At 49.7% G+C, this 20,350-nt stretch carries 23 protein-coding genes; 14 read left to right on the plus strand and 9 right to left on the minus strand.

Annotated elements, in window-relative coordinates:
• Positions 1-9: 9 nt before the first annotated feature.
• Positions 10-1,035, minus strand: a complete 1,026-nt coding sequence (locus O0S10_RS01350; RefSeq protein ID WP_268924089.1) for a type II glyceraldehyde-3-phosphate dehydrogenase — start codon at positions 1,033-1,035, stop codon at positions 10-12.
• A gap of 140 nt (positions 1,036-1,175) precedes the next feature.
• Between O0S10_RS01350 and O0S10_RS01355 the strand changes: the two genes are divergently transcribed.
• Positions 1,176-1,493 (plus strand): PadR family transcriptional regulator, encoded by a 318-nt coding sequence (locus tag O0S10_RS01355; protein ID WP_268924090.1) that lies wholly within the window; start codon positions 1,176-1,178, stop codon positions 1,491-1,493.
• The gene (locus O0S10_RS01360) at positions 1,490-2,044 is read left to right on the plus strand and encodes a DUF2812 domain-containing protein (RefSeq protein WP_268924091.1); all 555 of its coding nucleotides are present in this window, start codon (positions 1,490-1,492) and stop codon (positions 2,042-2,044) included. The genes O0S10_RS01355 and O0S10_RS01360 overlap by 4 nt, the downstream gene beginning before the upstream one ends.
• 54 nt (positions 2,045-2,098) lie before the next feature.
• On the opposite strand, the gene O0S10_RS01365 is transcribed toward O0S10_RS01360, so the two are convergent.
• From O0S10_RS01365 to putP, 3 genes are all read right to left on the minus strand, one after another.
• Positions 2,099-2,305 (minus strand): hypothetical protein, encoded by a 207-nt coding sequence (locus O0S10_RS01365; protein WP_268924092.1) that lies wholly within the window; start codon positions 2,303-2,305, stop codon positions 2,099-2,101.
• A gap of 203 nt (positions 2,306-2,508) precedes the next feature.
• Complete coding sequence (locus tag O0S10_RS01370; RefSeq protein WP_268924093.1) at positions 2,509-3,042, minus strand: hypothetical protein; 534 nt, start codon at positions 3,040-3,042, stop codon at positions 2,509-2,511.
• A 113-nt stretch (positions 3,043-3,155) separates the two neighbouring features.
• On the minus strand, positions 3,156-4,718 hold the full coding sequence (putP, locus tag O0S10_RS01375) for a sodium/proline symporter PutP (protein WP_268924094.1): 1,563 nt from the start codon (positions 4,716-4,718) through the stop codon (positions 3,156-3,158).
• A 221-nt stretch (positions 4,719-4,939) separates the two neighbouring features.
• Between putP and O0S10_RS01380 the strand changes: the two genes are divergently transcribed.
• The 4 genes from O0S10_RS01380 (at position 4,940) to O0S10_RS01395 (ending at position 7,176) form a co-directional block, all read left to right on the plus strand.
• Complete coding sequence (locus O0S10_RS01380; protein ID WP_268924095.1) at positions 4,940-5,638, plus strand: peroxiredoxin; 699 nt, start codon at positions 4,940-4,942, stop codon at positions 5,636-5,638.
• A gap of 45 nt (positions 5,639-5,683) precedes the next feature.
• Complete coding sequence (locus O0S10_RS01385) at positions 5,684-5,872, plus strand: J domain-containing protein (protein WP_268924096.1); 189 nt, start codon at positions 5,684-5,686, stop codon at positions 5,870-5,872.
• Between the two features lie 129 nt (positions 5,873-6,001).
• On the plus strand, positions 6,002-6,559 hold the full coding sequence (locus O0S10_RS01390) for a flavodoxin family protein (RefSeq protein ID WP_268924097.1): 558 nt from the start codon (positions 6,002-6,004) through the stop codon (positions 6,557-6,559).
• Entirely contained in the window at positions 6,556-7,176 is a 621-nt protein-coding gene (locus O0S10_RS01395; protein ID WP_268924098.1) for a flavodoxin family protein, read from the plus strand. Before O0S10_RS01390 ends, O0S10_RS01395 begins: the two co-directional genes overlap by 4 nt.
• Before the next feature lie 4 nt (positions 7,177-7,180).
• Here the strand turns inward: O0S10_RS01395 and O0S10_RS01400 are convergent, their stop codons facing one another.
• Positions 7,181-7,759: a hypothetical protein gene (locus O0S10_RS01400; protein WP_268924099.1), complete on the minus strand. Its 579-nt coding sequence runs from the start codon at positions 7,757-7,759 to the stop codon at positions 7,181-7,183.
• Here O0S10_RS01400 and O0S10_RS10540 point away from each other — a divergent pair.
• Positions 7,667-7,903 (plus strand): winged helix-turn-helix transcriptional regulator, encoded by a 237-nt coding sequence (locus O0S10_RS10540; protein ID WP_425438301.1) that lies wholly within the window; start codon positions 7,667-7,669, stop codon positions 7,901-7,903. The two genes, O0S10_RS01400 and O0S10_RS10540, sit on opposite strands and share 93 nt — an antisense overlap.
• A gap of 101 nt (positions 7,904-8,004) precedes the next feature.
• On the opposite strand, the gene O0S10_RS01405 is transcribed toward O0S10_RS10540, so the two are convergent.
• On the minus strand, positions 8,005-9,306 hold the full coding sequence (locus tag O0S10_RS01405) for a uracil-xanthine permease family protein (protein WP_268924100.1): 1,302 nt from the start codon (positions 9,304-9,306) through the stop codon (positions 8,005-8,007).
• 329 nt (positions 9,307-9,635) lie between these two features.
• On the opposite strand from O0S10_RS01405, the gene O0S10_RS01410 reads away from it, so the two are divergent.
• Positions 9,636-10,949: a hypothetical protein gene (locus tag O0S10_RS01410; RefSeq protein WP_268924101.1), complete on the plus strand. Its 1,314-nt coding sequence runs from the start codon at positions 9,636-9,638 to the stop codon at positions 10,947-10,949.
• Here O0S10_RS01410 and O0S10_RS01415 read toward each other — a convergent pair.
• From O0S10_RS01415 to O0S10_RS01425, 3 genes are read right to left on the minus strand one after another with little or no spacing between them, the layout of a single operon-like run.
• Entirely contained in the window at positions 10,888-12,933 is a 2,046-nt protein-coding gene (locus tag O0S10_RS01415) for a M13-type metalloendopeptidase (RefSeq protein ID WP_268924102.1), read from the minus strand. The two genes, O0S10_RS01410 and O0S10_RS01415, sit on opposite strands and share 62 nt — an antisense overlap.
• Complete coding sequence (locus O0S10_RS01420) at positions 12,926-13,576, minus strand: M26 family metallopeptidase (RefSeq protein WP_268924103.1); 651 nt, start codon at positions 13,574-13,576, stop codon at positions 12,926-12,928. Before O0S10_RS01420 ends, O0S10_RS01415 begins: the two co-directional genes overlap by 8 nt.
• Positions 13,577-13,592: 16 nt before the next feature.
• Positions 13,593-14,870: a hypothetical protein gene (locus tag O0S10_RS01425; protein WP_268924104.1), complete on the minus strand. Its 1,278-nt coding sequence runs from the start codon at positions 14,868-14,870 to the stop codon at positions 13,593-13,595.
• A gap of 261 nt (positions 14,871-15,131) precedes the next feature.
• On the opposite strand from O0S10_RS01425, the gene O0S10_RS10500 reads away from it, so the two are divergent.
• From O0S10_RS10500 to O0S10_RS01450, 6 genes are all read left to right on the plus strand, one after another.
• Positions 15,132-15,455: a hypothetical protein gene (locus O0S10_RS10500; RefSeq protein ID WP_338148547.1), complete on the plus strand. Its 324-nt coding sequence runs from the start codon at positions 15,132-15,134 to the stop codon at positions 15,453-15,455.
• Entirely contained in the window at positions 15,391-15,735 is a 345-nt protein-coding gene (locus tag O0S10_RS01430) for a GNAT family N-acetyltransferase (protein WP_338148548.1), read from the plus strand. The genes O0S10_RS10500 and O0S10_RS01430 overlap by 65 nt, the downstream gene beginning before the upstream one ends.
• 175 nt (positions 15,736-15,910) lie before the next feature.
• Positions 15,911-16,786, plus strand: a complete 876-nt coding sequence (locus tag O0S10_RS01435; protein ID WP_268924106.1) for a hypothetical protein — start codon at positions 15,911-15,913, stop codon at positions 16,784-16,786.
• Positions 16,787-16,996: 210 nt separating this feature from the next.
• A complete protein-coding gene (locus O0S10_RS01440) occupies positions 16,997-17,851 on the plus strand; it encodes a hypothetical protein (RefSeq protein ID WP_268924107.1) in 855 nt (284 codons plus the stop codon).
• Positions 17,852-17,870: 19 nt separating this feature from the next.
• Positions 17,871-19,016 (plus strand): hypothetical protein, encoded by a 1,146-nt coding sequence (locus O0S10_RS01445; RefSeq protein ID WP_268924108.1) that lies wholly within the window; start codon positions 17,871-17,873, stop codon positions 19,014-19,016.
• Between the two features lie 31 nt (positions 19,017-19,047).
• Complete coding sequence (locus O0S10_RS01450; protein ID WP_268924109.1) at positions 19,048-20,214, plus strand: hypothetical protein; 1,167 nt, start codon at positions 19,048-19,050, stop codon at positions 20,212-20,214.
• Positions 20,215-20,350 lie beyond the last annotated feature (136 nt).

Raw genomic sequence — 20,350 nt, forward strand, 5'->3', positions numbered from 1 at the left:
AAAAAAGAGTTAGCGGATTGCAGTAAGACCAACCGCTTTGTTTGTGATCGCAATTGATTCGGCTGCGGACTTCACGTCGCCTGCCATTGCCCGGATGCAGTCAACGGTTTCCACAACGACATCTGCTTCCTGGTGGATTGCCTGAAAGAGGTAGAGATCTGTTCCGTCCAGTACCGAGATCGAGTCTTTGAAGATGCCGTTCTCCCAGAGGTCGCCTCTTGGGCGAAGGAGATCGGACGTGTACTCCTTGAGCTGGGCGGTACTCGTGATGCCGGTACTCTTCTCAATTAAGCCGAGGCGCGAGTGTGCTTTGATCAGTTCGATCACCTGTTCTTTGGTTGCGGGATTTTTCAGCTCCATGTTGAGGAAGTGCATGTGCATCAGGGTTGTCGGCACAATCATGGCAGAGGTGACAATATTGATATGCGGCAAAACGCTCTGTACATCCGGACCGTGGTGCGAGGGGATCGTGACAGGGTTTAAGACAATTGCATCGATTGGTCCCCGTTTGATGTCTCCCGGGTCTCCGCCTCGGCGAACCATGGTGGCACGGACTTTTTTCACACCGAAGGCCGAATCAATGAGATTGATGATGCGGCAAAGGCCGGTTGTGTTGCAGGAGACGACACGGGCGTACTGTCTGCCGATTGCGTCTGTGTAGTTACAGGAGGCGTTGAAGGAGAATCCTGCGACCTCGTGATCCTCTCCTCCCTCCCAGATTGCTTTTTTGCCGTACTTTTCGTACAGCGCTTTGTTGCCCACTCCCACTCCTCCGGGCGTTGCATCAACTACGATATCGGCTTTCTGGATCATTTCCTCAACACTTCCTGCAACCGGAATGCCTGCTTTGTCAAAGGCTTCTTTTTTGGAGAGATCGGCAATGTAGAGAGGATAGCCCCGTTCCTTTGCAACAAACGCTTCTGCGCCGGGTTTGGTTTTGGAGACACCGATGATTTCCATGTCAGGCTGTGCGGAGACTGCATCGGCCACACGTTTTCCGATGGTTCCGTAGCCGTTGACTGCGACCTTGATCATAATACAGTATGCTTTCTCTTCGGTATCATAAAAGCATATCCAGTAACTCACCGTCGGCAGTATTATATCGACTCACGATATATATGTAGTACGGATTCCGATATATCGGAATCCGAAATAATTTCGGGTGATGATGTCTTATGCAGCCTACTGAAAAAGGTCCGCTGACGGAGGCGGCGTACTATATTCTGCTGTCGCTGTACTCGCCTCTGCACGGATACGGGATTATGCAGAACGTCCGCAAGATGTCAAATGACCGGGTGAATCTTGGGGCGGGAACACTGTATGGTGCAATTAATACCCTGCTGGACCGGCAGTGGATTGCATCCGTCGGTGACTCTGCAATGTCGAGGAAGAAGGAGTATATTATTACAGATGCCGGTCGTGCGGCGGTGAAGAGTGAGATTCTGCGACTGCGGGAACTGGTTGAAAACGGGCAAAGGATGGAAAAACTATGAAACATGTTGTGTGGAAGTTCTTCTGGAATTATGAATCGGAGGAAAAATGGCTCAATGAAATGGCGGCGAAGGGTTTTGCCCTTTACAGTTATTCATGGGGACGGTATGTGTTTGAGGAGTGTGAACCGGGCGAGTATGTCTATCGCCTTGAACTGCTGAAGGATCTTCCGTCAAAGCCGGAGAGTATGGCCTATCTCGGATTTCTGGAAGAGACTGGCATTGCCTGTGTTGCAACGCATCTGCGGTGGGTGTATCTGCAGAAGAGATCCGCGGACGGCCCGTTCGATCTGTACACGGACACCCGTTCTGCATTGAATCACTACCAAAATATTACGAATCTCTGGAACACTCTGGCATTTCTGGAGATCTTTGCATCCGCCGTGAACTTCGGTGTAGGATTTTACCGGGTTATATCCGAGACGGGTACGCCGCTGATGAACTTCCTGTTCGGAACGATCTTTCTTGCTCTTGGGTGTCTGTTCTATTATGTGGGAAAGTCCCCGCGTTCCAAAAGCCGTGAACTATCTGCTGAGCAAAATATCCGAGAATAATTTTTTTGAATCTGCGCGATGATATTCCCCACCCAAAATTTTAGTGTTTTTACGTCAGATCCAAACGCCGTTTCCTTTTGATACTTTGTTATGGAGTACTGACTCATGAGCAAAACCTAATTTATGCTCAAGAGATTTATTAGTACCATTATCCAGATTATAGATTGTAATATCCGGTGGCCGTGTATCACCGGTACTGTGAAAAAGTACATCCGGCACCAGAAGGAGATCTCCTTTTTCGTGTTCCGTTGCTACACGCATGTTGTTGGCATGTCGGCCATCGGATATTACTCCAAAACAGTCGTACAGAACGAATCGTTTCGGAACGTCGCGACCCTGAAGATATCAGATATCTGAATCCGGGGGGTAGCGAAGGACTTCAACCGGTGCCTAATTCCCCGGTCAGTGCAGAAATGCAGTGATCAGGTACTGGTTGAAGGACATGTTTTGGCGCTGTTTTTCTGTTATTTGTACGCCGCATATGCTTTGATAAAGGTATCCGCTGCACGATACGTCCATTTTCCGATCTTTTTGTCCCGGACAATCGCACCAAACATTTCGAGCCGTGACAAATACCAGAACATCTGTATTCCGGAAAGCCCGGTCGTATCGATAATCTCCCGCTTTGTAATTTCCGGTTTTTCTACAACTACGGCAAATGTCAGGTGAAGAGCATCATTTCCAAGAATTTCCTGCAAAATTTCCTCTGCAGAACTTTTCGGAATTTTCCGGATCGAGTAGGTGCTGACACCGTTTTTTGCGATTCGCATCACGACGTGTTTCCGGATCAGCCGCCGGATCGTGTACGCTGTACGCAGGTGAGACGCGTTCGTTTTTGCTGCAATTTTTTCCAGGCTGAGTCCCGGATTCTCACGGATACAGGCTGCAATATGCATGGGATCATGTGCAGCTGTCCGATCAATGAGATATAGCACAACACTGCCTGCAGCTATACAGGCAGCGTAGAATCCCAGTACCACGACAGGATGCAGACTCATGATTCCCCTTTAGAGTGAATATGGATCTCCCGCAGTATATGAAAACTGTGGACAAACACTCGTCACGTCAGCGTGATCGAAGAAATAAATCTGAAAAAAAGGAAAAGGTGTTTTCAGGTGCTTCGGTCGCCGATCGCTGCCACATACTCATCGTACATGTCGGTGACTTCCTTCTCCGGCTCGGCAGTAAACCGCGAGACAAGATAAATTGCAAGCAGACTTGCAATCACGCCCGGCACCATCTCATACAGACCGGTGACTGCTGTCAGGTACGTACCCCAGCCGAGAGAGACTACGCCTCCCACGATAATTCCGGCGAGTGCACCCTGCCAGTTCATCCGTTTCCAGAAGAGACCCAGAAGAATCACCGTACCAAACGTACAGCCAAATCCTGCCCATGCATTCGACACAATGTTGAACACTGAACTTGCCTGATCCAGAGAGAGGATAATTGCAACTGCGGAGACGATCAGGACCGTTACCCGGGAAATCCACAGCAGCCGCTTGTCGGGAGCAGTTTTGTTGATTAAGTTCTTGTAAAGATCCTGCGAAATCGCTGAGGATGCCACCAGAAGCTGGGATGATGCTGTACTCATGACCGCTCCAAGGATACCGCAGTAGATGATACCTGCAACAAACGGAATTGCACCGAACACACTGCCGGTCATCTGAATAAAGATCTGTTCAGAGTCGCCGAGAATCGCCGGGTCCGGGAACAGGAGCTGGCCCACGAGACCCACAAAGATTGCAGCGGAGAGGGAAAGAATAACCCAGATCATTGCTGCCATCCGTGCCTTTGGCACTTCTTCGGGATCCTTGATTGCCATGAACCGCGGGAGAATGTGCGGCTGGCCGAAGTAGCCGAATCCCCAGGCAAGTCCTGACACGATCGTAAAGACCGACACGAACTCAAAGATACCGCTTGCCGCATTGTACTCATGGAACAGCGAGAACATCTGCGGATCAATGGAGGCAAAGCTTGCTCCTTCACCGAAAAGGACAACACAGGCAATGAGCGGCACAAGAATCAGAGCAAACAGCATTAAAATTCCCTGAATGGTGTCGGTGATACAGACTGCCTTGAATCCTCCGGTAAAAGTGTAACAGACCACAATCAGTGCACAGATCAACACACCCGCAACGTAGAGCGAGGTGAGATCCGTGATGCCGAACGAGCTTAAGTCAACACCGTAGATCGTCATCAGCGAGCTGAACAGCACGCCTCCCGCCTTGAACTGGGCGGACGTATAGACGATGAAGAAGATCAGAATAAATATGGATGCAATCGCGGTGATGAATCCTTTCTTTTCCCGGAATCGGTTTGTGATGAACTCAGGAATAGTCAGTGAGTCCTTTGCTTTGTGGGTGTAGATTCTCAGGCGTTTTGCGATGAACCGCCAGTTCAGGTAGGTTCCAATCGCAAGACCGATGGCGGTCCAGCCTGCTGCCGACATACCGGTCGCATACGCCAGACCCGGCAGACCAAGGAGCAGCCATCCGCTCATATCGGATGCTTCGGCGGACATTGCTGCAACAAACGGATGCAGTTTCCGGCCGCCAAGCACGTAGTCACTTGTGGTTTTGGTCTTCTTGAAGTAGAAGAACCCGATATAGATCATTGCAGCGAAGTAAATGAGGAACGCCGCTCCGATGCCGATTAAGTTCCAGTCTAACACAAATATTCCCCCGGCAGTGGTATTTCTCCCGTCTGCCCCACACCGGGCTGCCGGGGATAAATACACAAAGTTACTGCAACTTACTTAATTCGTCAACATGCTATATATGTGCTTTTACACGGACTTCAGAGCGTTTTTTCGATCCGGATCCGTTTTTTTTGCCGGCATCTGAACCCTTATTCACTCATGGGTTCAATAGACATGCAAGGTGAACCACAAAAATGTGCGACGATACTAATTGTACCTGCGATGCATTCGATGACGAGTGCGGATGCGGCGACTTCTATCACGAGATGCCCCGTCTCGGAGAGCCCGCCCCAGAATTTATTGCAGAGACTACTCATGGTGAGATTAAACTGTCCGATTACCGGGACAAGAAATGGGTCGTGCTGTTCTCCCATCCGGCAGATTTTACCCCGGTCTGTACGACAGAGTTCGTAGCGTTCTCAAAGGCGTACCCTGAGTTTGAGAAGAGAAATGTTGCGTTAATCGGTCTTTCGGTTGACAGTTCGTCTTCGCATCTTGCATGGATACGGGATATTGAAGAGAAGCTTGGCGTTCATGTTCCGTTCCCGGTTATTGCGGATCTGGATACGGGCGTTGCGTCCCTGTACGGTATGATTCAGCCGGCGATGAGTTCGACCGCTGCCTGCCGTGCGGTGTTCTTTATTGATCCAAAAGGGATTCTTCGTGCGATGATCTATTATCCGCTGACGACCGGCCGGTGCATTGCAGAAATTCTCCGGGTGATTGATGCCCTGCAGGTGAACGATACGCATCATGTTGCAACGCCGGCAAACTGGAAGCCGGGGGACAAGGTGATTGTTCCGGCACCAAAGACACAGAAGGAGATGGAAGAGCGTGAGAAGATCACAGGTCCGGATAAGAAGACCTGGTATCTTCTGATGAAGGATCTGTAGATCCTTCCTCAATCTTTTTCTCTTTTGCCGCCCGAGGTTAGTAGTATGGTTGAGATGATGACGACCGAGACGGCGTATGCGATTCTCGGTGTTCCGTCGGGTTCGGATTTTGCAACGACTGCAAAGGCGTTCCGCGATCTTCGCGATAAGTATAATCCGGAGACGAATCCTTTCCGCAGAAAGGAGTTTGCTGAAGTGATGGCGGCCTTTGAGTTTTTACAGAGGCAGTTCTAATCTTTTTGCAGTTTTTATGTTTTGAAGGGGGAGTATTTTTTTTGATACTCTCTTCCTTTGCTGTTCGTAGTTCTCTTATGTGCCTGCACTTCCTATAGTTTTTACCACAAAATCCAGAAGGATGATTTCATGAGTAAGAAGATTCTGATTTTAAACGGCAGTCCCCGTCCGAAGGGAAATACGGCTGCATTGATTGATGCGTTTGCGTGCGGTGCGGAGTCTGCGGGACATTCTGTTACGCGGTTTGATCTGCAGAAGATGGATATTCATCCGTGTCTCGGCTGCTTCGGCGGGGGGAAGGATCCCGAGAGTCCGTGCGTTCAGAAGGATGCGATGGATGAGGTGTATCCGGTGTACCGCGAGGCGGATGTCGTGGTGTTTGCGTCCCCGATGTACTATTGGAGCGTGACGGCCCAACTGAAGACGGCGCTTGATCGTCTGTTTGCGGTGACGGAGTGTGATCCGAATTATCAGACGCCGCAGAAGGAGTGTGTTCTGCTGATGCCTGCGGAGGAGGATTCGGAGGAGAATTTTGCGCCGGTTGTGAGATATTACCAGAGTCTTCTGAAGAATCTCGGATGGAAAAACAAAGGGATGGTTCTTGCGGGCGGTGTGCTGCATGCCGGCGATATTTCCGGCATGCCGGTTCTCACGGTGGCCGAGGAACTCGGGAGATCGATTGTATGAAGGTTTTGCTGATCAACGGGAGTCCGCACAAGGAGGGCTGCACGTTTACGGCGCTTTCGGAGGTTGCAGGGGCACTGAACCGCCGCGATATTGCGACGGAGATTTTTCATATCGGTACCAGACCGATCGCGGGATGTGTTGCCTGCGGGAAATGTGCTGAGACGAAGCGGTGCGTGTTTGATGATAAGGTGAATGAGGTGTTGGACCGTCTTGACGAGTACGATGCGATTGTTGTGGGTTCTCCGGTGTACTATGCGGGGCCGGCAGGACAGCTGACGGCGTTTCTTGACCGTCTGTTTTTCCTTAAGGAGGATCTTATGGCGGGAAAGCCGGGTGCTGCGGTGGTGTCCTGCCGCCGTGGCGGAGCGACGGCTGCGTTTGATCGTTTGAACAAGTACTTTACGATCAGTAATATGCCGATCGTGTCGTCGCAGTACTGGAATATGGTACACGGTTCAACGCCTGAGGATGTCCGGCAGGATCTGGAGGGGCTGCAGGTTATGCGGACGCTGGGAGAGAATATGGCGTGGCTTCTGCGGTGTATTGAGGCTGGCAGAAAAGCAGGAGTGCCTGCGCCGGTGTACGAGGAGCATCTGTGGACGAATTTTATCCGGTAATTTTTCAACTTTCCCCTGGAGGGTTAGGGATCGAGAATAATTCGGTCTTCCCAGAGAAAATAGCAGACATCCAGAATGATCTTTTTTTCGGCGGGAATGGTGTGGGCAACACAGCTTTTTTTCGGGAAAAGATCGCCTCAAGTGTACAAAGTTCCGGTAGATTCAGCAGTACCTCAACTGCCTCCCGGCTACATGAGTATGTGGTAACGTCGACGACATTTTTCCGGTACTCTTCGGTTGGCCACTGTTCTGGATTTTTTGGATCGACTGTGTCTGGAATTTTCCAGAATAATAGATCATGCTCTATTTTTTCTGCTCTTCCTTTTTTTGAACGAGGGAGAATGTGTCGCAGTACGGGAATATTTTCTTGAATGAACAAAGAATACACAAAGGCAAGGGTAAACTTGTGCACTGTTACTATCCGGCAGGTACTCCTCCTTCCCCTCAGGATGATCCGGGCTGGAAACTTCTTGAAAATCAATGCAGGCAAATGATCTTTCACCCAATACTTGAACATCCTGACATCTCTCAAAAGCAGATCAGCAGAAGTACTGATATCCCGGTAACCACACTTCGATGGCATCTTGCCCGGCTACAAAAACCACGTGTCATAACATTTGAAAAAAATCTGAACATCACCTGTTACCTTATCCCTCCCTCATTTGCGGAGAAGTACCGTTCCATTATGGAAACTATCGGAACTGTATCCTCTCTTCCATTTGCTTGATCGAATACCCTTTTTCTGATCTTTCTGTACTGTACTTTTCAGTACAGTACATAGAAGGAAGAATAGTAGATGGAGATACATATCTGATGAAAATTATCCCTTTACTCAATCTCCGTTTTGTTCTCCCGAAACACCACATGTTCCAGCAGCATCACTGCGACCGTTCCCGCCACAAATCCGTTTGCGAGTACGGGCCGGACAACTGCCGGAATCGCTGCAACCGCCGCTTCCGGCAGAAACGAAAACGTTGCCGCGATCAGAATGGAAAAACCGATCACAATCCCGCTGTTGAAGGAGAACATTCCGCGTCCTTCGTGTTCTATCAGGACACCAAGTGCTGCGGAAAGCTGGCTGGTCATGATGAAGATCAGAAGACATCCCGTAATCACGGTCGGGATGGTGATGATAAGCGAGATCACCGGCGGGAGTGCGGCGCAGACGATCATCAGTGCGCCTGCGGCGAGCAGGGGATACCGGCTTGCATTCTTTGTGTCAAGGATCATGCCCGAGGAGATTGAGTAGTTGACACCGCCGATGACACCCGCCCCGCCGGAAAGCATGTTCATGATGCCCGTGATAGTAATACCGCGGCGGAGCTGTCCCTCCGTCTCCGCCGCCGGGACTTTAGCCACTTCGCCAACGCCCCGGATACTGCCAATGTCGTTGACGATTAAGGCAATGTAACAGATGAACACCGAAAGGATAACTCCGGGTGCGGCGATTGGAGAAAGCAGGAGACCTTCGGTGAACGGAACGGTCCCCTCCGCACCAAACGAGATCATTGTTCCCGGAAAACAGATGAGGGCTGCAACTGTTCCGAAGAGGAGTACCCACAGCATAAGCGTCGCCCGCCAGAATCCTTTGAGGCGGTGATTGAGGGCGAAGATCAGAATCAGCAGAACAAATGCGAAGATCAGTTTTCCGGCCATACTTCCCGGCTGGCCGGGATCTGTGATGAGGTTTGCAAAGGTGGGGACGAGTGTTAACGGGATTAAGGTAAGGACGGTTCCGATTACACGGGGCGTGAACAGTTTTGCAATTCTTGGAAGAAGGCCGGTGCGGGCGATCACAATCCCGGCTGCACCGCAGAGAACAAGGGCGGTGGAAAATGCCGCGGGGGCAAAATCGGTCGCAGCAACCGCCGCGGTCAGCAGAATTGCGGACGGCCCGTAGATTGCAGGGAGCCGGTGGCCGAAGATGACCTGCAGAATTACTGCAACACCGGTGATGACGAGAAGCTTCTGGGCGTACCAGACCGCTTCCGCTGGGGTTGCGTTATAGAGTCCTGCTACAACGTTCGCAAAGATGATGACGAAGGCTGCGGAGCAGATCGTCCACATGAGGCCGGAGGTTGCCATCTCTTTTGCGGGAACGCGATCGTTGACATTGTAGCGGAAGGTCATGTCTGTGGATTAGTTTTGCCGCGGAGTGTTATAATGGCATGTACCCGGCGGGTTTTATTCCGGGAAAACACGGGAGATGCCTCTGACTTTCCGGTCTGATAGGAAACCGGGGCACTTTCAGTACGCGCGGTCGGGGGTTTATATGTCCCCGTAGCATACTCTATTTTGTAACACCCCTCGAGACAGCGGTCCTCTGACAGTACCCGCGGTTTTGGTCCTTCACGAGTCCCTGCCTCACCTACTCTTTTCGCAAGGATTGTGCTGAAGGTCCTGTTGTGCGGTACGCGGGAGTGAAAGACGGGCCGCTTCCGGGGATGTTCTGAAGAGTCATGTTTTTTGGTCTGGTCTGCGGAACTATCTGTGTGCAAAACAGATCGTTTTCAGTGTCGTGTCTGGATGCCGCCCAGTACAGTCCGGAGCACGGGACGTACATAATACAGTGCATACTGGAGTGTTACGGGAGGTTCGATCTTCCCCGTCTTGCATCAGCCGTGCGGCGGGTGGTACAGGCGGTTCCGCTTCTTTCTTCGCGGTATGTGTGTGAGAATGGTGTTCCGGTACGGTGGGAACCGGTTGAGGAACTGCCGGAGCTGGTGTCGGTGAGTTTCCGGCCCGTCCTTGCCGAGGCAGCGGCTCCGCGCCGAATGGAAGGACGCCCGCCGCTTCACATAACCGTCTGCCGCGGAGACGGAAACGATGATCTGCTCGTTGTCATGGATCACGTGGCTGCGGATGCCCGGGGAATGTTTGTTGTCCTCTCCCTTATTGCGGATGCGTACGCCGGCCGGGAGATTGCCGTACCCGATCAGCCGGAGGAGCGCGGCATCGCAAAACTTTTTCAAAATATTTCCGCCGGAGAACTCCGGACTGTTGCAAAACGATCGCAGGAGCCGGTTGTCTCACTCTTTCCGTGGGCTTCCCCGTTTGCAAAACCATGTACCGTTTCGCCGATTCGGATTGTACACAAAACGATCTCCTCCGGGGATTTTTCCCGGATACATGCTGCTGCCCGCAGTTCCGGTGCGACCATTCAGGATGTGCTGATGGCCGCGTTCGCCTCCGCCCTTCGGACGCTTGGGGCATCCGTCCCTGTCCCTCTCGAATCGACGATGGATCTGCGTCCCGCACTTGGTCCGGGAGCAGGCGGGTGGATCGGGAATTTTTCGGCAAACTACCGGCTGGCGATCTCTCCCGCAAACGATCTGCGGGAAACTGTTTCGCAGGCAGCAGTACTCGGCAGAACGTTCAAGGCGAATCATCCTGCGGTGGCGTGTGCACTCCGGTTTCTGGATCCGGCAGTCCGCAATCGCATGGATATCCGGCTGCCGGAGGATGACCCGGGATTGGATCTTCGCTGCCCGTTTCTTTCCAACGTCGGCGTGATTCCACCTTCTGCCGGATCATTTGGGAGGGACGTTACGGTCTCCGCGGTGTGGACCGTGACGGATTTTGTTTCCGGGCGCTATCCGTCACTTGTCGCGGGAACGTGGAACGGCAGCCTGCATCTTGCCGCTGCCGTCGCTTCCGGTGACATGTCTGCGGATTGCATTTTTGATCTGATGATCGGCACTCTCCATCGGTTTACCAGACGACAAGCCGGTCTTCCGGATCAAGATACATTCCGTCTTCCGATGTCACGTTAAACGTGTCATAGAACTCCTGCACCTGCTGAACGTTCACATTCGTCCGCACATATCCCGGCGGGTGTTCATCCGTTTCCAGAATTATCCTGCCCATCTGTTCCGGATACATCCTCCGCCAGATGTGCGAGAAGGACGTAAAGAACTCCTCGTAATCGAACCCATCGATTGTACGTGCGATATCCATCGTACAGGCGAGACCGCCGAGATCGGCAACCGTTTCTCCGATGGTCAGTTCTCCGTCCACACTCTCGTCCGGATACGGCATGATGGTTTCATAGTATGCCGCAACCGTTGCGGTATGGTTCCGGAATGCGTCCCGATCCGCATCCGTCCACCAGTTCCGACGATTTCCGTCCTTGTCGTACTGGCTGCCGGTCGGATCAAAAGCATGCGTAAACTCATGACCAATGATCATACCGATTCCTCCGAGCTGTGACGCATAGGATCCTTTCGGATCATAGAAGACTCCTCCGAGGATTCCTGCCGGAATATTGATGGAGTTACTCTCCGGACTGTAGAAGGCGTTGACCTCCTGCGGCATACACTCCGACCATTCACCTTTGACAACTGTTGTTCCGATCTTCTGTTTCTGGCGGTTTGCTTCGAACTCGGCAATTTTGATGATATTTTCTGCGGCGCTTCCGCCTTCGGCAGAACTCAGGAGTTCAAGAGTTGAGTAGTCAGTCCAGACGTCCGGATACCCGACACGAATCGCGATTGCGTCAAGTTTTTCGATTGCTGCACCCCGGCTCTCATTCGTGAGCCAGTCGGTACGGATAAGCCGCTGCTTGAGTGTCTCGCGGACGCGTTCGATCATTTCGATAATGTCGGTTCTGGTCTCCTCGGTGAAGTAGGCGTCCACATACACCCTGCCGGTTGCCATGCCGAGTTTCGTATTGAAGGCGTCGTATGCCATCTGTTCGGGAGTTTTTGTTCCGCTGATGCCGTACTTGGCGATGATTCGTTCGTTGTAGATGTCAAGGCATTTCTGATCCAGATACTGGGCTGTTTCTTTGAGCGTGTTCTGGATAAGGATTCCTTTGAGTCCTTCGAGATTTTCTTCGGTGTAGGCAGCGTTGAGAGCAGTGAGCCACTGCGGTTCACTGAGTACGAAGAGGCTTCCTTTGTCGTATCCTTTTGTGGTGAGGATTTCAGCAAGCGGGTAGGAGGGAGACTCGGCTCTGAGCTGTTCGAGTGTCCGCGGATTGTAGATGAGATCGATACGGTTTTCGACGGTCAGGTCGGATGCGTTGCGGCGTCCGTCCGCTATTTGTGATTCGACCGCAAACACTGCCTCATTGAGTGCCTGTGCTTCTGACTGCGAGTATCCGGCGTGTACGAGGAGTTGTTCATAGGTGTGGTCGTTGTTCTGTTTTAGCTGTTTACCTGATTCGGTAAGATTTTTGTACTCGTCTTTTCTGCCGAGGGAGAGTGCGACCGGATCGATTCCTATGATGTAGGCCGAGCTGTTTTTCGGATCAACGGTGACGGTGAGGATGGCAAGGGGATTTGCTATGTGATACTCGCTGTCGGTGAGCCAGGCAGAGAGTTCGTCAAGGGTGCTGATGTTTTTGATACGGGTGAGTTCCGGAAGAATCGGCTGCATGCCCTGTGCGTTTCGGGCGTCCATGTCTTTGACGGAGTTGTAGAGAGTGAGGATGAGGTCTTCCTCGTGGGTTTTCGGCGTGGTGATGTTGGTTAACAGATGAAGAATTTCTGCCTGACGCTGTTCCTCAAGTTCGGCAAACGCAGTGATGATTGCTTCACCACTGGGGATTTCGCTCGTCCTGAGCCACTGGTGGTTGCTTGCAAGATGGAAGTCGTCCTGCAGTCTGCCGGGGTCGTTTGGAATGTTTCCGGCGAGATCGCTGTTGATCCAGGGTGTTCCGATGTACTCCTGGGTGGGCGGTACGGTGATGCAGCCGGCGGCGGTTGCAAGAATGAGTATGCAGAGGACAAGGAGTCCTGTCAGTAATTTATTCATGCTCTCTCCCGTTTCTGATTGAGGTATCTTTTGGCAGATTTTTATTTAATGGTTTCCGGTCGGGGGCACTTTCAGTACGCGCGGTCGGGGGTTTATATGCCCTCGTGTCGTATTTTATTTTGTAACACCCCAAAGGAGTTGCGGACCTCTGACAGTACCCGAGTTTTGGTCCTTCATGAGTCCCCTCCGCCCCCTTTTGTTTCCTGCTGTCCGATGCAGTTTTTTTCTTTTGGTTCTTTCGAAGGTAGGTTCCTTCCGGTTTGTTCCAGCCGACGAGTCCCCCGGCGTAGTCCGCAGAGGTCGAGTTTATCATGATATTCTTCAGGGTCAGGTTGCGTATCGTACCGTTTGAGCAGGCAAATATCCCAATTCCTACTCCTGACCCCTGATTCAGGGTAAGATGAGTGAGCGTATGCCCGTTGCCTTCGAATGTTCCAGTAAAGGGAGTATCCTCACTTCCCAGCGGGATGAAGGTGGCACCGGAGAGATCCAGATCATTGCTCAGATAATACGTGCCATTGAGATCATTCTGTATCGCCTGCAGGTCTGTGACTGTGGTGATGTGGCTTTCGGTTGCTCCTGCCCCGGAGATACCACTGAAGAACAGAAGGACTGCTATAAAAATGAGTATGAGTTTTTTCATGATGTCTTTCCTTCAGTTAGTCTTCTTTATATTTCTCACCATTCCATCGTATGGACAATGAGTGCCCGATTTTATCAGGTGATGATGGCCCATTTACAAGACCATAATTCAGGGTGGAGAATGCATCCGCAGCATCGACAGAGTTTTTTGAGATGCAGTATTCATCTCCATTTCGAGCACTTTTTGAACTCACAACTCTCATACCAGCTTTGAAGGTATACATCTTCTCCCTGGTAGCACCCGCACCCAGACTGGAACCCGCACCAGTAAATGAGAGAGACCATTTCTCAACGGCATCCCTAGATACCTTCACTTCAGCAACTTTTTGAATCCACGCCAGTCCGACGCCCCCCGTTCCTATCGAACATTGTACTGTTTCCTCGTTGAAACAATTGCCCGGGGTATCATCACAGGCATTTGCGTTTGGAAGGTACTGTCCATGGCATGGATCTATACGCAGGAGCATTTTGTGATTTTGATTAAAATTTAGACCTCCAACTGTGACCTGTCCAGGTGTCATTTGCACCTGAGCTGTGACGTAGAATTGGTCCTGCTTCTCATTCTGCGCTATATCATCCCAATACCAATTAGAGGTTAGTTTGACTGTCCCCCACTCCCCATAGTCTATGGTGCCCGAAGTCTTCTGGGCAATCCACCCCGGTTCCTGAAGAGTTAATGGCACATTTGCTGCGTAGTCAACAATAGATGCACCCGCGATCTTCACCTTCTCGTTGGCGAAGTTCAGCCATTCATTTAGGTCCTCCTTGGCTGCTGCATAGGCCGTATCATTCGCATCCGCGGAAACGAAACATGTATACTCCATAATTTGCCCGGTGGGCAGTACCTGAAAACCATAAGCAGCGAGTTTCTGACCCTCAGGTACTTCAACACCTGGGAGACCCATATATCCTTCGGATCCTGGGGATGCAGATAACGCGCTCACAGATAGCTTTTTCCGTAGGTTCAGGGAATTCAGTGGCAGGGAAGAGCTAGACAAGGCAACGGGTGCCACAGTCCTTCCAAAATGTGAGATGTAGTTGCTCAGCGTAACATTCGATTGTTCAAACAGGTCTTCCGGTGAGAGATCAAATCCGCTCGCTGCAATGGTAAAATCAGCGGGGCCGTACATGGGACCTCCGTAGATCGTTGGTGTCTCAGTCCATGCCTCTCCATGACCGAACTCATCGGCGGTAACAGGTGCGATGCAGACCGCGGCAAATACTATCGCAGCAAGTAAGACGGCAAAACAGGCATAACGCCTACCTCGCATCTCATAGCATAATAATAATTTCACATTCATTCTTCCCTTTGGAATGCTGAATTCATTATATTGTTGATCTCAGACTAACATCTCGTCCTCTCAGATTTAAACCGAAAAACGAGTATTTCAGTCTAACACTGGATTTTTCCAAAGATACTCCTGATAAAATAAATCCAGACCGATCTCCTCCTCTTCTGTCACCCGTAAATTGTTTGCCTTGTCCACAACCCAGGCAAGGAAATATTTTAGTCCCTGACTCTTCTCTTTTTTTCTCTCTCCGCTCACATATATCGTATGGGCAGCACGTCACTCATCGAACCAGAACAAACCCTCCGGTATCACCTTGCGGTTCTTGAAAAGGAACAGCAAATCGTCTCCCACAGAGCCGGACACATCTACCACTACTTTCCAAACGGTTCCTCCCTCAGCTACGCCGACACCATCCGCATCACTCTGTGCCAGAATCCGACCACCGAAAAAATTCTCGGCATCATTGCAGCAGAACCGGGAATTTCCGGCACCGTTCTGCCGCCTCGTTGCAGTTGTTTCGGGTATGGTGATCGGGTTTGCGGTTCTGATGCCGGTTTCGGTACGGGCAGTGTATGCGGGAGTTGCTGAGGTGAGTATCTACATCGCACCGGAGTACTCCGGAAAAGGTGCGGGGACGATTCTTCTGCATGCGTTGATCGCTGCGTCCGAACGGCACGGTATCTGGATGCTGCAGTCCGGGATTCTGTCGGGGAACGCGGCAAGTGTCCGGTTGCATGAGAAGTGTGGTTTCCGGTTTGTCGGGTACCGGGAAAAGATCGGCTGTGATCGGTACGGGACATGGCGGGATGTGATCTTTTTTGAACGGCGGAGTCGTGTGGTTGCATGGGAGGAACCCGCGGAAAAATAATTTTCGGGAAAAATTTCTCTGACTGATTTCATTCTGTTTTTTGCTTGATGTTTTCGAATACTTTTTTTTTCTTTTTGTCCTGACCTTTTGAGAGAAGTGAGAGAGTTTTCTTATACTCTGTACTGCTCAGTTTTTTGTATGTCAGGAATATTCCTGATTGAACAGGTGAATTATCATGAAATTGTTCTATAAAATTGCGGGCATACTCGGTGTTGCCGTCGTTGTTCTGCTGATTGCAGCTGTGGCAGTTCCGATGAGCACTTCAGAGGAACCTGCCAATCCGCCGATGAGTTCGGCGGAGTATCTTGCCACGTACTGGCCGGACGTGTATGCACAGATCACGTCCGAGAACAAAGACATACTCTCAGCGATTCCCCATGTGTGGGAGTATAAGGAGATCAAGAAAAACGAAGGCAGCCATGCTCTTGACATGACGCTTGAGGACCCGCAGGCGAAAGAGCGGTATGCTCTGATGGATGCGGTTTCGGATCTCGACATCACCGAAGCAGTCTATATGCAGATCGTGTGGCCCGAGCTGTATGCGGATATGAGCGAAGCGACCCGTGAACAGCTTGCCCGTACACCGAATATGCACCACCCGAAAGAGAGCGCAACCTCGCAGCCGGTTGTTGTTTCCGGGGAGGAACACGATCGGCTTGCTGCCCGGCTCGGAGATGATCTGACCGGTGAGAACCGGTTTGCCCTGATTGAGGAGCTGAACGGAACCACCATGACGTCGGCTGCGTTTCTGGAGAAGGTCTGGCCGGATGTGTACTCGATGATTGTACCGGAACATAAGGAGAAGCTTTCCACGATTTCCCACGTGTGGGAGCCGGTACCTTTGGATATTACGGAAGGCGGGCACGGGATTGGTCTGACTCTGAATGATCTGCAGGGTCCGGAACGGTTTGCACTTCAGGATGCGGTTGAGAATCTGGATATCTCTGAGGCTGAGTATATGCAGATCGTTAATCCGGAGTTGTATCTGGATATGGATGACGACACCCGTGTCCATCTCGCCCGTGTTCCGAATATGCATACGCGAAGATAACGCGGCTGAGTTATCCAGGGGAATCTCCTCCCCCTGTTTTATGGTCAGACAAATTTTTGATGTTTTTATGATGTATCCAGTTTATCCTCCTCAAACATTTGTCGGCTGTGGTGTATAATACTTTGATGGAAATGCCAGAGATTATTTATAGTATGTATGATCAAGTGAAAAATTAGTCAGTTCTTTGCTGACATGGAAATGGTGTTAAAAATGAGAAGAAATAAGATAGTTCTTGTACTGTCTTGTGCAGTTGTTTTTCTGTTGCTTTTTGCAGTTGCTCCCGCCGCTGCAGATGCTCAGACGTATAACCCGCTACAGGATCAGGCACGTACCGCATTGATTGATCAGATCAGCGGAACAGAGATGACGTCCGCCCAGTACATTCAGACCGTCTGGCCTGAGGTGTATCAGAAGATCTCTCCTGTGGAAAAGGCGAAGCTTTCCGCAGTTGATCAGGTCTGGGAGATGGAATCCGGTACCATTGTTGGTGGAAAAACCGTAGCATTAACTTCCTTCCGTCCTGAACGCCTTGTCGTGATGGATGCTGTGGAGAATCTGGAAATCACTGAAGCTGAGTACATGCAAATTGTCTGGCCTGAACTGTGGGCAGACATGAGTACTGAGACGAAGGCGCATCTTGCAAACCTTCCGAACATGCACTCCGCAGCTACGAAAATCACATTAGTCAGTACATCCAGATCGATTTATCAAAATTTGTTCGTTAATCCAAGAACTGATTTTAGTTCTGATAGGATGTATTTGAAGTTTAAACTGACCTCATTGGCATCTTGGACCAGTACTGCGTACAGACCAAATTATCATTATGCTGAGACACTAATTTACAACAGTGCCTCTGTGAAAGTTGGAAGTACTGTTGCTTATGCCGATGCGAATGTTCTTCAGTATGCAAATGGAGAAAATGAGATTTTTTCAGAGAATATGATTGCCTGGCCAGAAACGGGTGTCTATCGTGCGGAAGCAATGGCCTACGCAAGTCTTCCTTCTTATGAACAGGTTATGAATACTCACACTGCTCGTTACTCATATACTCGGCCATCCACATGAGAATTATTAATGGTGTTTCATGAAATCAAACTTATTTTTTTTTACAATTTTCATCGTGTGTTTGGTTGTAATTAGTGTCACATCCGCTTCTGTCCTTGAGATTCAATTCAGAGGAGAACCAGAGATCATCTATGAATTTCAGGAAGGTTACCATTTCAATACAATTCACACAGACGGTACATACATACTAATAAAAGAGACGCAGCCAAATGACCTGCAATTGCAGGATCAAGCAACAGAGGGATACGAGTATTTTGGTAATCTCTACCTGTATGACATTGATCACGATTTTCTTACAAGGATTCCAGGGAACATCCCCCCACGTATTGCAACGATCTCAAATGGTACTGTATATTGGAAAAGTGCAAAGTTCGCATCTCAAATTCCCGATGAAGCTTTGGGAAATATGAGATTTGCAGAATATTATTATCAGTATACTCCTGGAGATGAAGTTCCTGTAAAAATTAATATCCCGCAAAACAGTGGCATGATCGACTTTGCGACGGACGGGTTACATCTGGTAATGAGTCGTAATGAGATGCTTACGGAAGGTAAACTGGAACCAACTTTGACATTATTTGATCTTCAAACCGGGGACGAGAAGAGAATTCCTGTCTTTGGAGGACTGGACCCCTATTCTCTTGAGCTTTCCGGAGATTATCTCATATACTCCGATTCGGCAATGTTGATCCCTGATGTGAATGACAGAAGGATCCATATCTATAGTATTCATTCGGGGCAAACACATCATTTGGAAAAGAGAGATGGTGTCGGCCAGAGTATTCGTGGCTTATGGGGTGACAACCTATTTTATGCAGAATATGATCTGATGGATTATCCAACTATCATGGAATCAGATTATTTTCTTCTCAATCTGACTACGAATAGAACACAATCTATTGAAATCCAAAAAGACATCACGTCTGAATTAATCCATCCATCTGTTGTGGTTTTCACCGATATTGATGAATCAACGGGAAGACAGGTTGTTAAGTTTGCCCATCTTGATATGCCTCCTGTTACCCAGCCAATCATTACAACGTCAAATACAGAACAGACTCCTCCTCCACAACCTACTCAGGCCGGTTCCCCGCTCGCTCTGACCGTCGGCCTGATCGCGTTTGTTCTTGCCTGTGTGTTTGCGATTCTCTGGAGAGAGAAATAATTTTTCCAGATTTTTTTGTTTGAACCTTTTGATGGAAATCAGAGAAAACATAAATACGCACATGGGAAAAAGAAGCGGCATGAACAGATGTGTGTACGTGTTTTTGTTTTGTGTTGTTGTATCCTGCTGTATTTTTTCGGCCTCGGCTCTTGACGTAAATATAGTTGGTGAACCGGAGATCATCTGTGAGTTTCAGGAAGGATATGCTGTGAATGACGTGATTCTGAATGAAAACTATATCCTGCTGACTGAATATCTCTGGAACGATGCGGTATCTCGGGAAAATCAGGAAGGATACCTATCTACCGGCTCCATGTACCTTTATGACATCAACAAAAAAACGCTAACCCCAATTCCGGGAAATATTCCTTCATCATCAGCTCAGCTTGCGAAAAACGGAACGGTGTACTGGATCACGCCCTCCTACTGTATTCCTAATGGTGATCAGTACGGCAATACCATCTCTCACAGAGAATTTTATTCCTATACCCCGGGTGACGCATCCCCTGTCAAACATGTCGTACCGGGTAATGATTTTCTTACGGACGGCCAGTATTTTCTTTCGATGCAAAGTGACTACTGGCCGCGTGATGCCTCACTTACTCTTTCCGATCTCCGAACTGGTGAGAAAAAATCTCTCTATCTGAATGATTCACCATCTCCATCTGCAGTACTGTTATCAGGAGATACTTTAGTGTATTATTCTGAATTACCTATGGGAGTTTCTGATGCTGAAAATCAGATCCATGTTTACAATATCAGTTCAGGTACGGAAATTTTGCTCTCGGTTGATGTTCGCGGATATTCCCGTATTCTTCAGAATCTCTGGGGAGAAAAACTTGTGTATGATTTATATGATCCTGTGAAAAAATCTTCTTTCACCCCCCCTATCTTTGAAATGTTTGATTTGTCTACTGGTGATACAGAATCTCTTGTACTGCCGGATGGTGTCTACGCTTCGCGGATGTATCCACCTTACGCAGTACTGAGTGAATATGATTCATCACGGGATACCATTACCTTCAGACTTGCAACACTTGATATGCCACCGATCACGCAAGCCACTCCGATTCTTCCAACAGAAAAACAGACTCTTCCCCCACAACCTACTCAGGCCGGTTCCCCGCTCGCTCTGACCATTGGCCTGATTGCATTCGTTCTTGCCTGTGTGTTTGCGGTTCTCTGGAGAGAGAAATAATTTTTCCAGATTTTTTTGTTTGAACCTTTTGATGGAAATCAGAGAAAACATAAATACGCACATGGGAAAAAGAAGCGGCATGAACAGATGTGTGTACGTGTTTTTGTTTTGTGTTGTTGTATCCTGCTGTATTTTT

Origin of the sequence: Methanocorpusculum petauri, from assembly GCF_026891975.1 — an archaeon.
Lineage (GTDB): Archaea > Halobacteriota > Methanomicrobia > Methanomicrobiales > Methanocorpusculaceae > Methanocorpusculum > Methanocorpusculum petauri.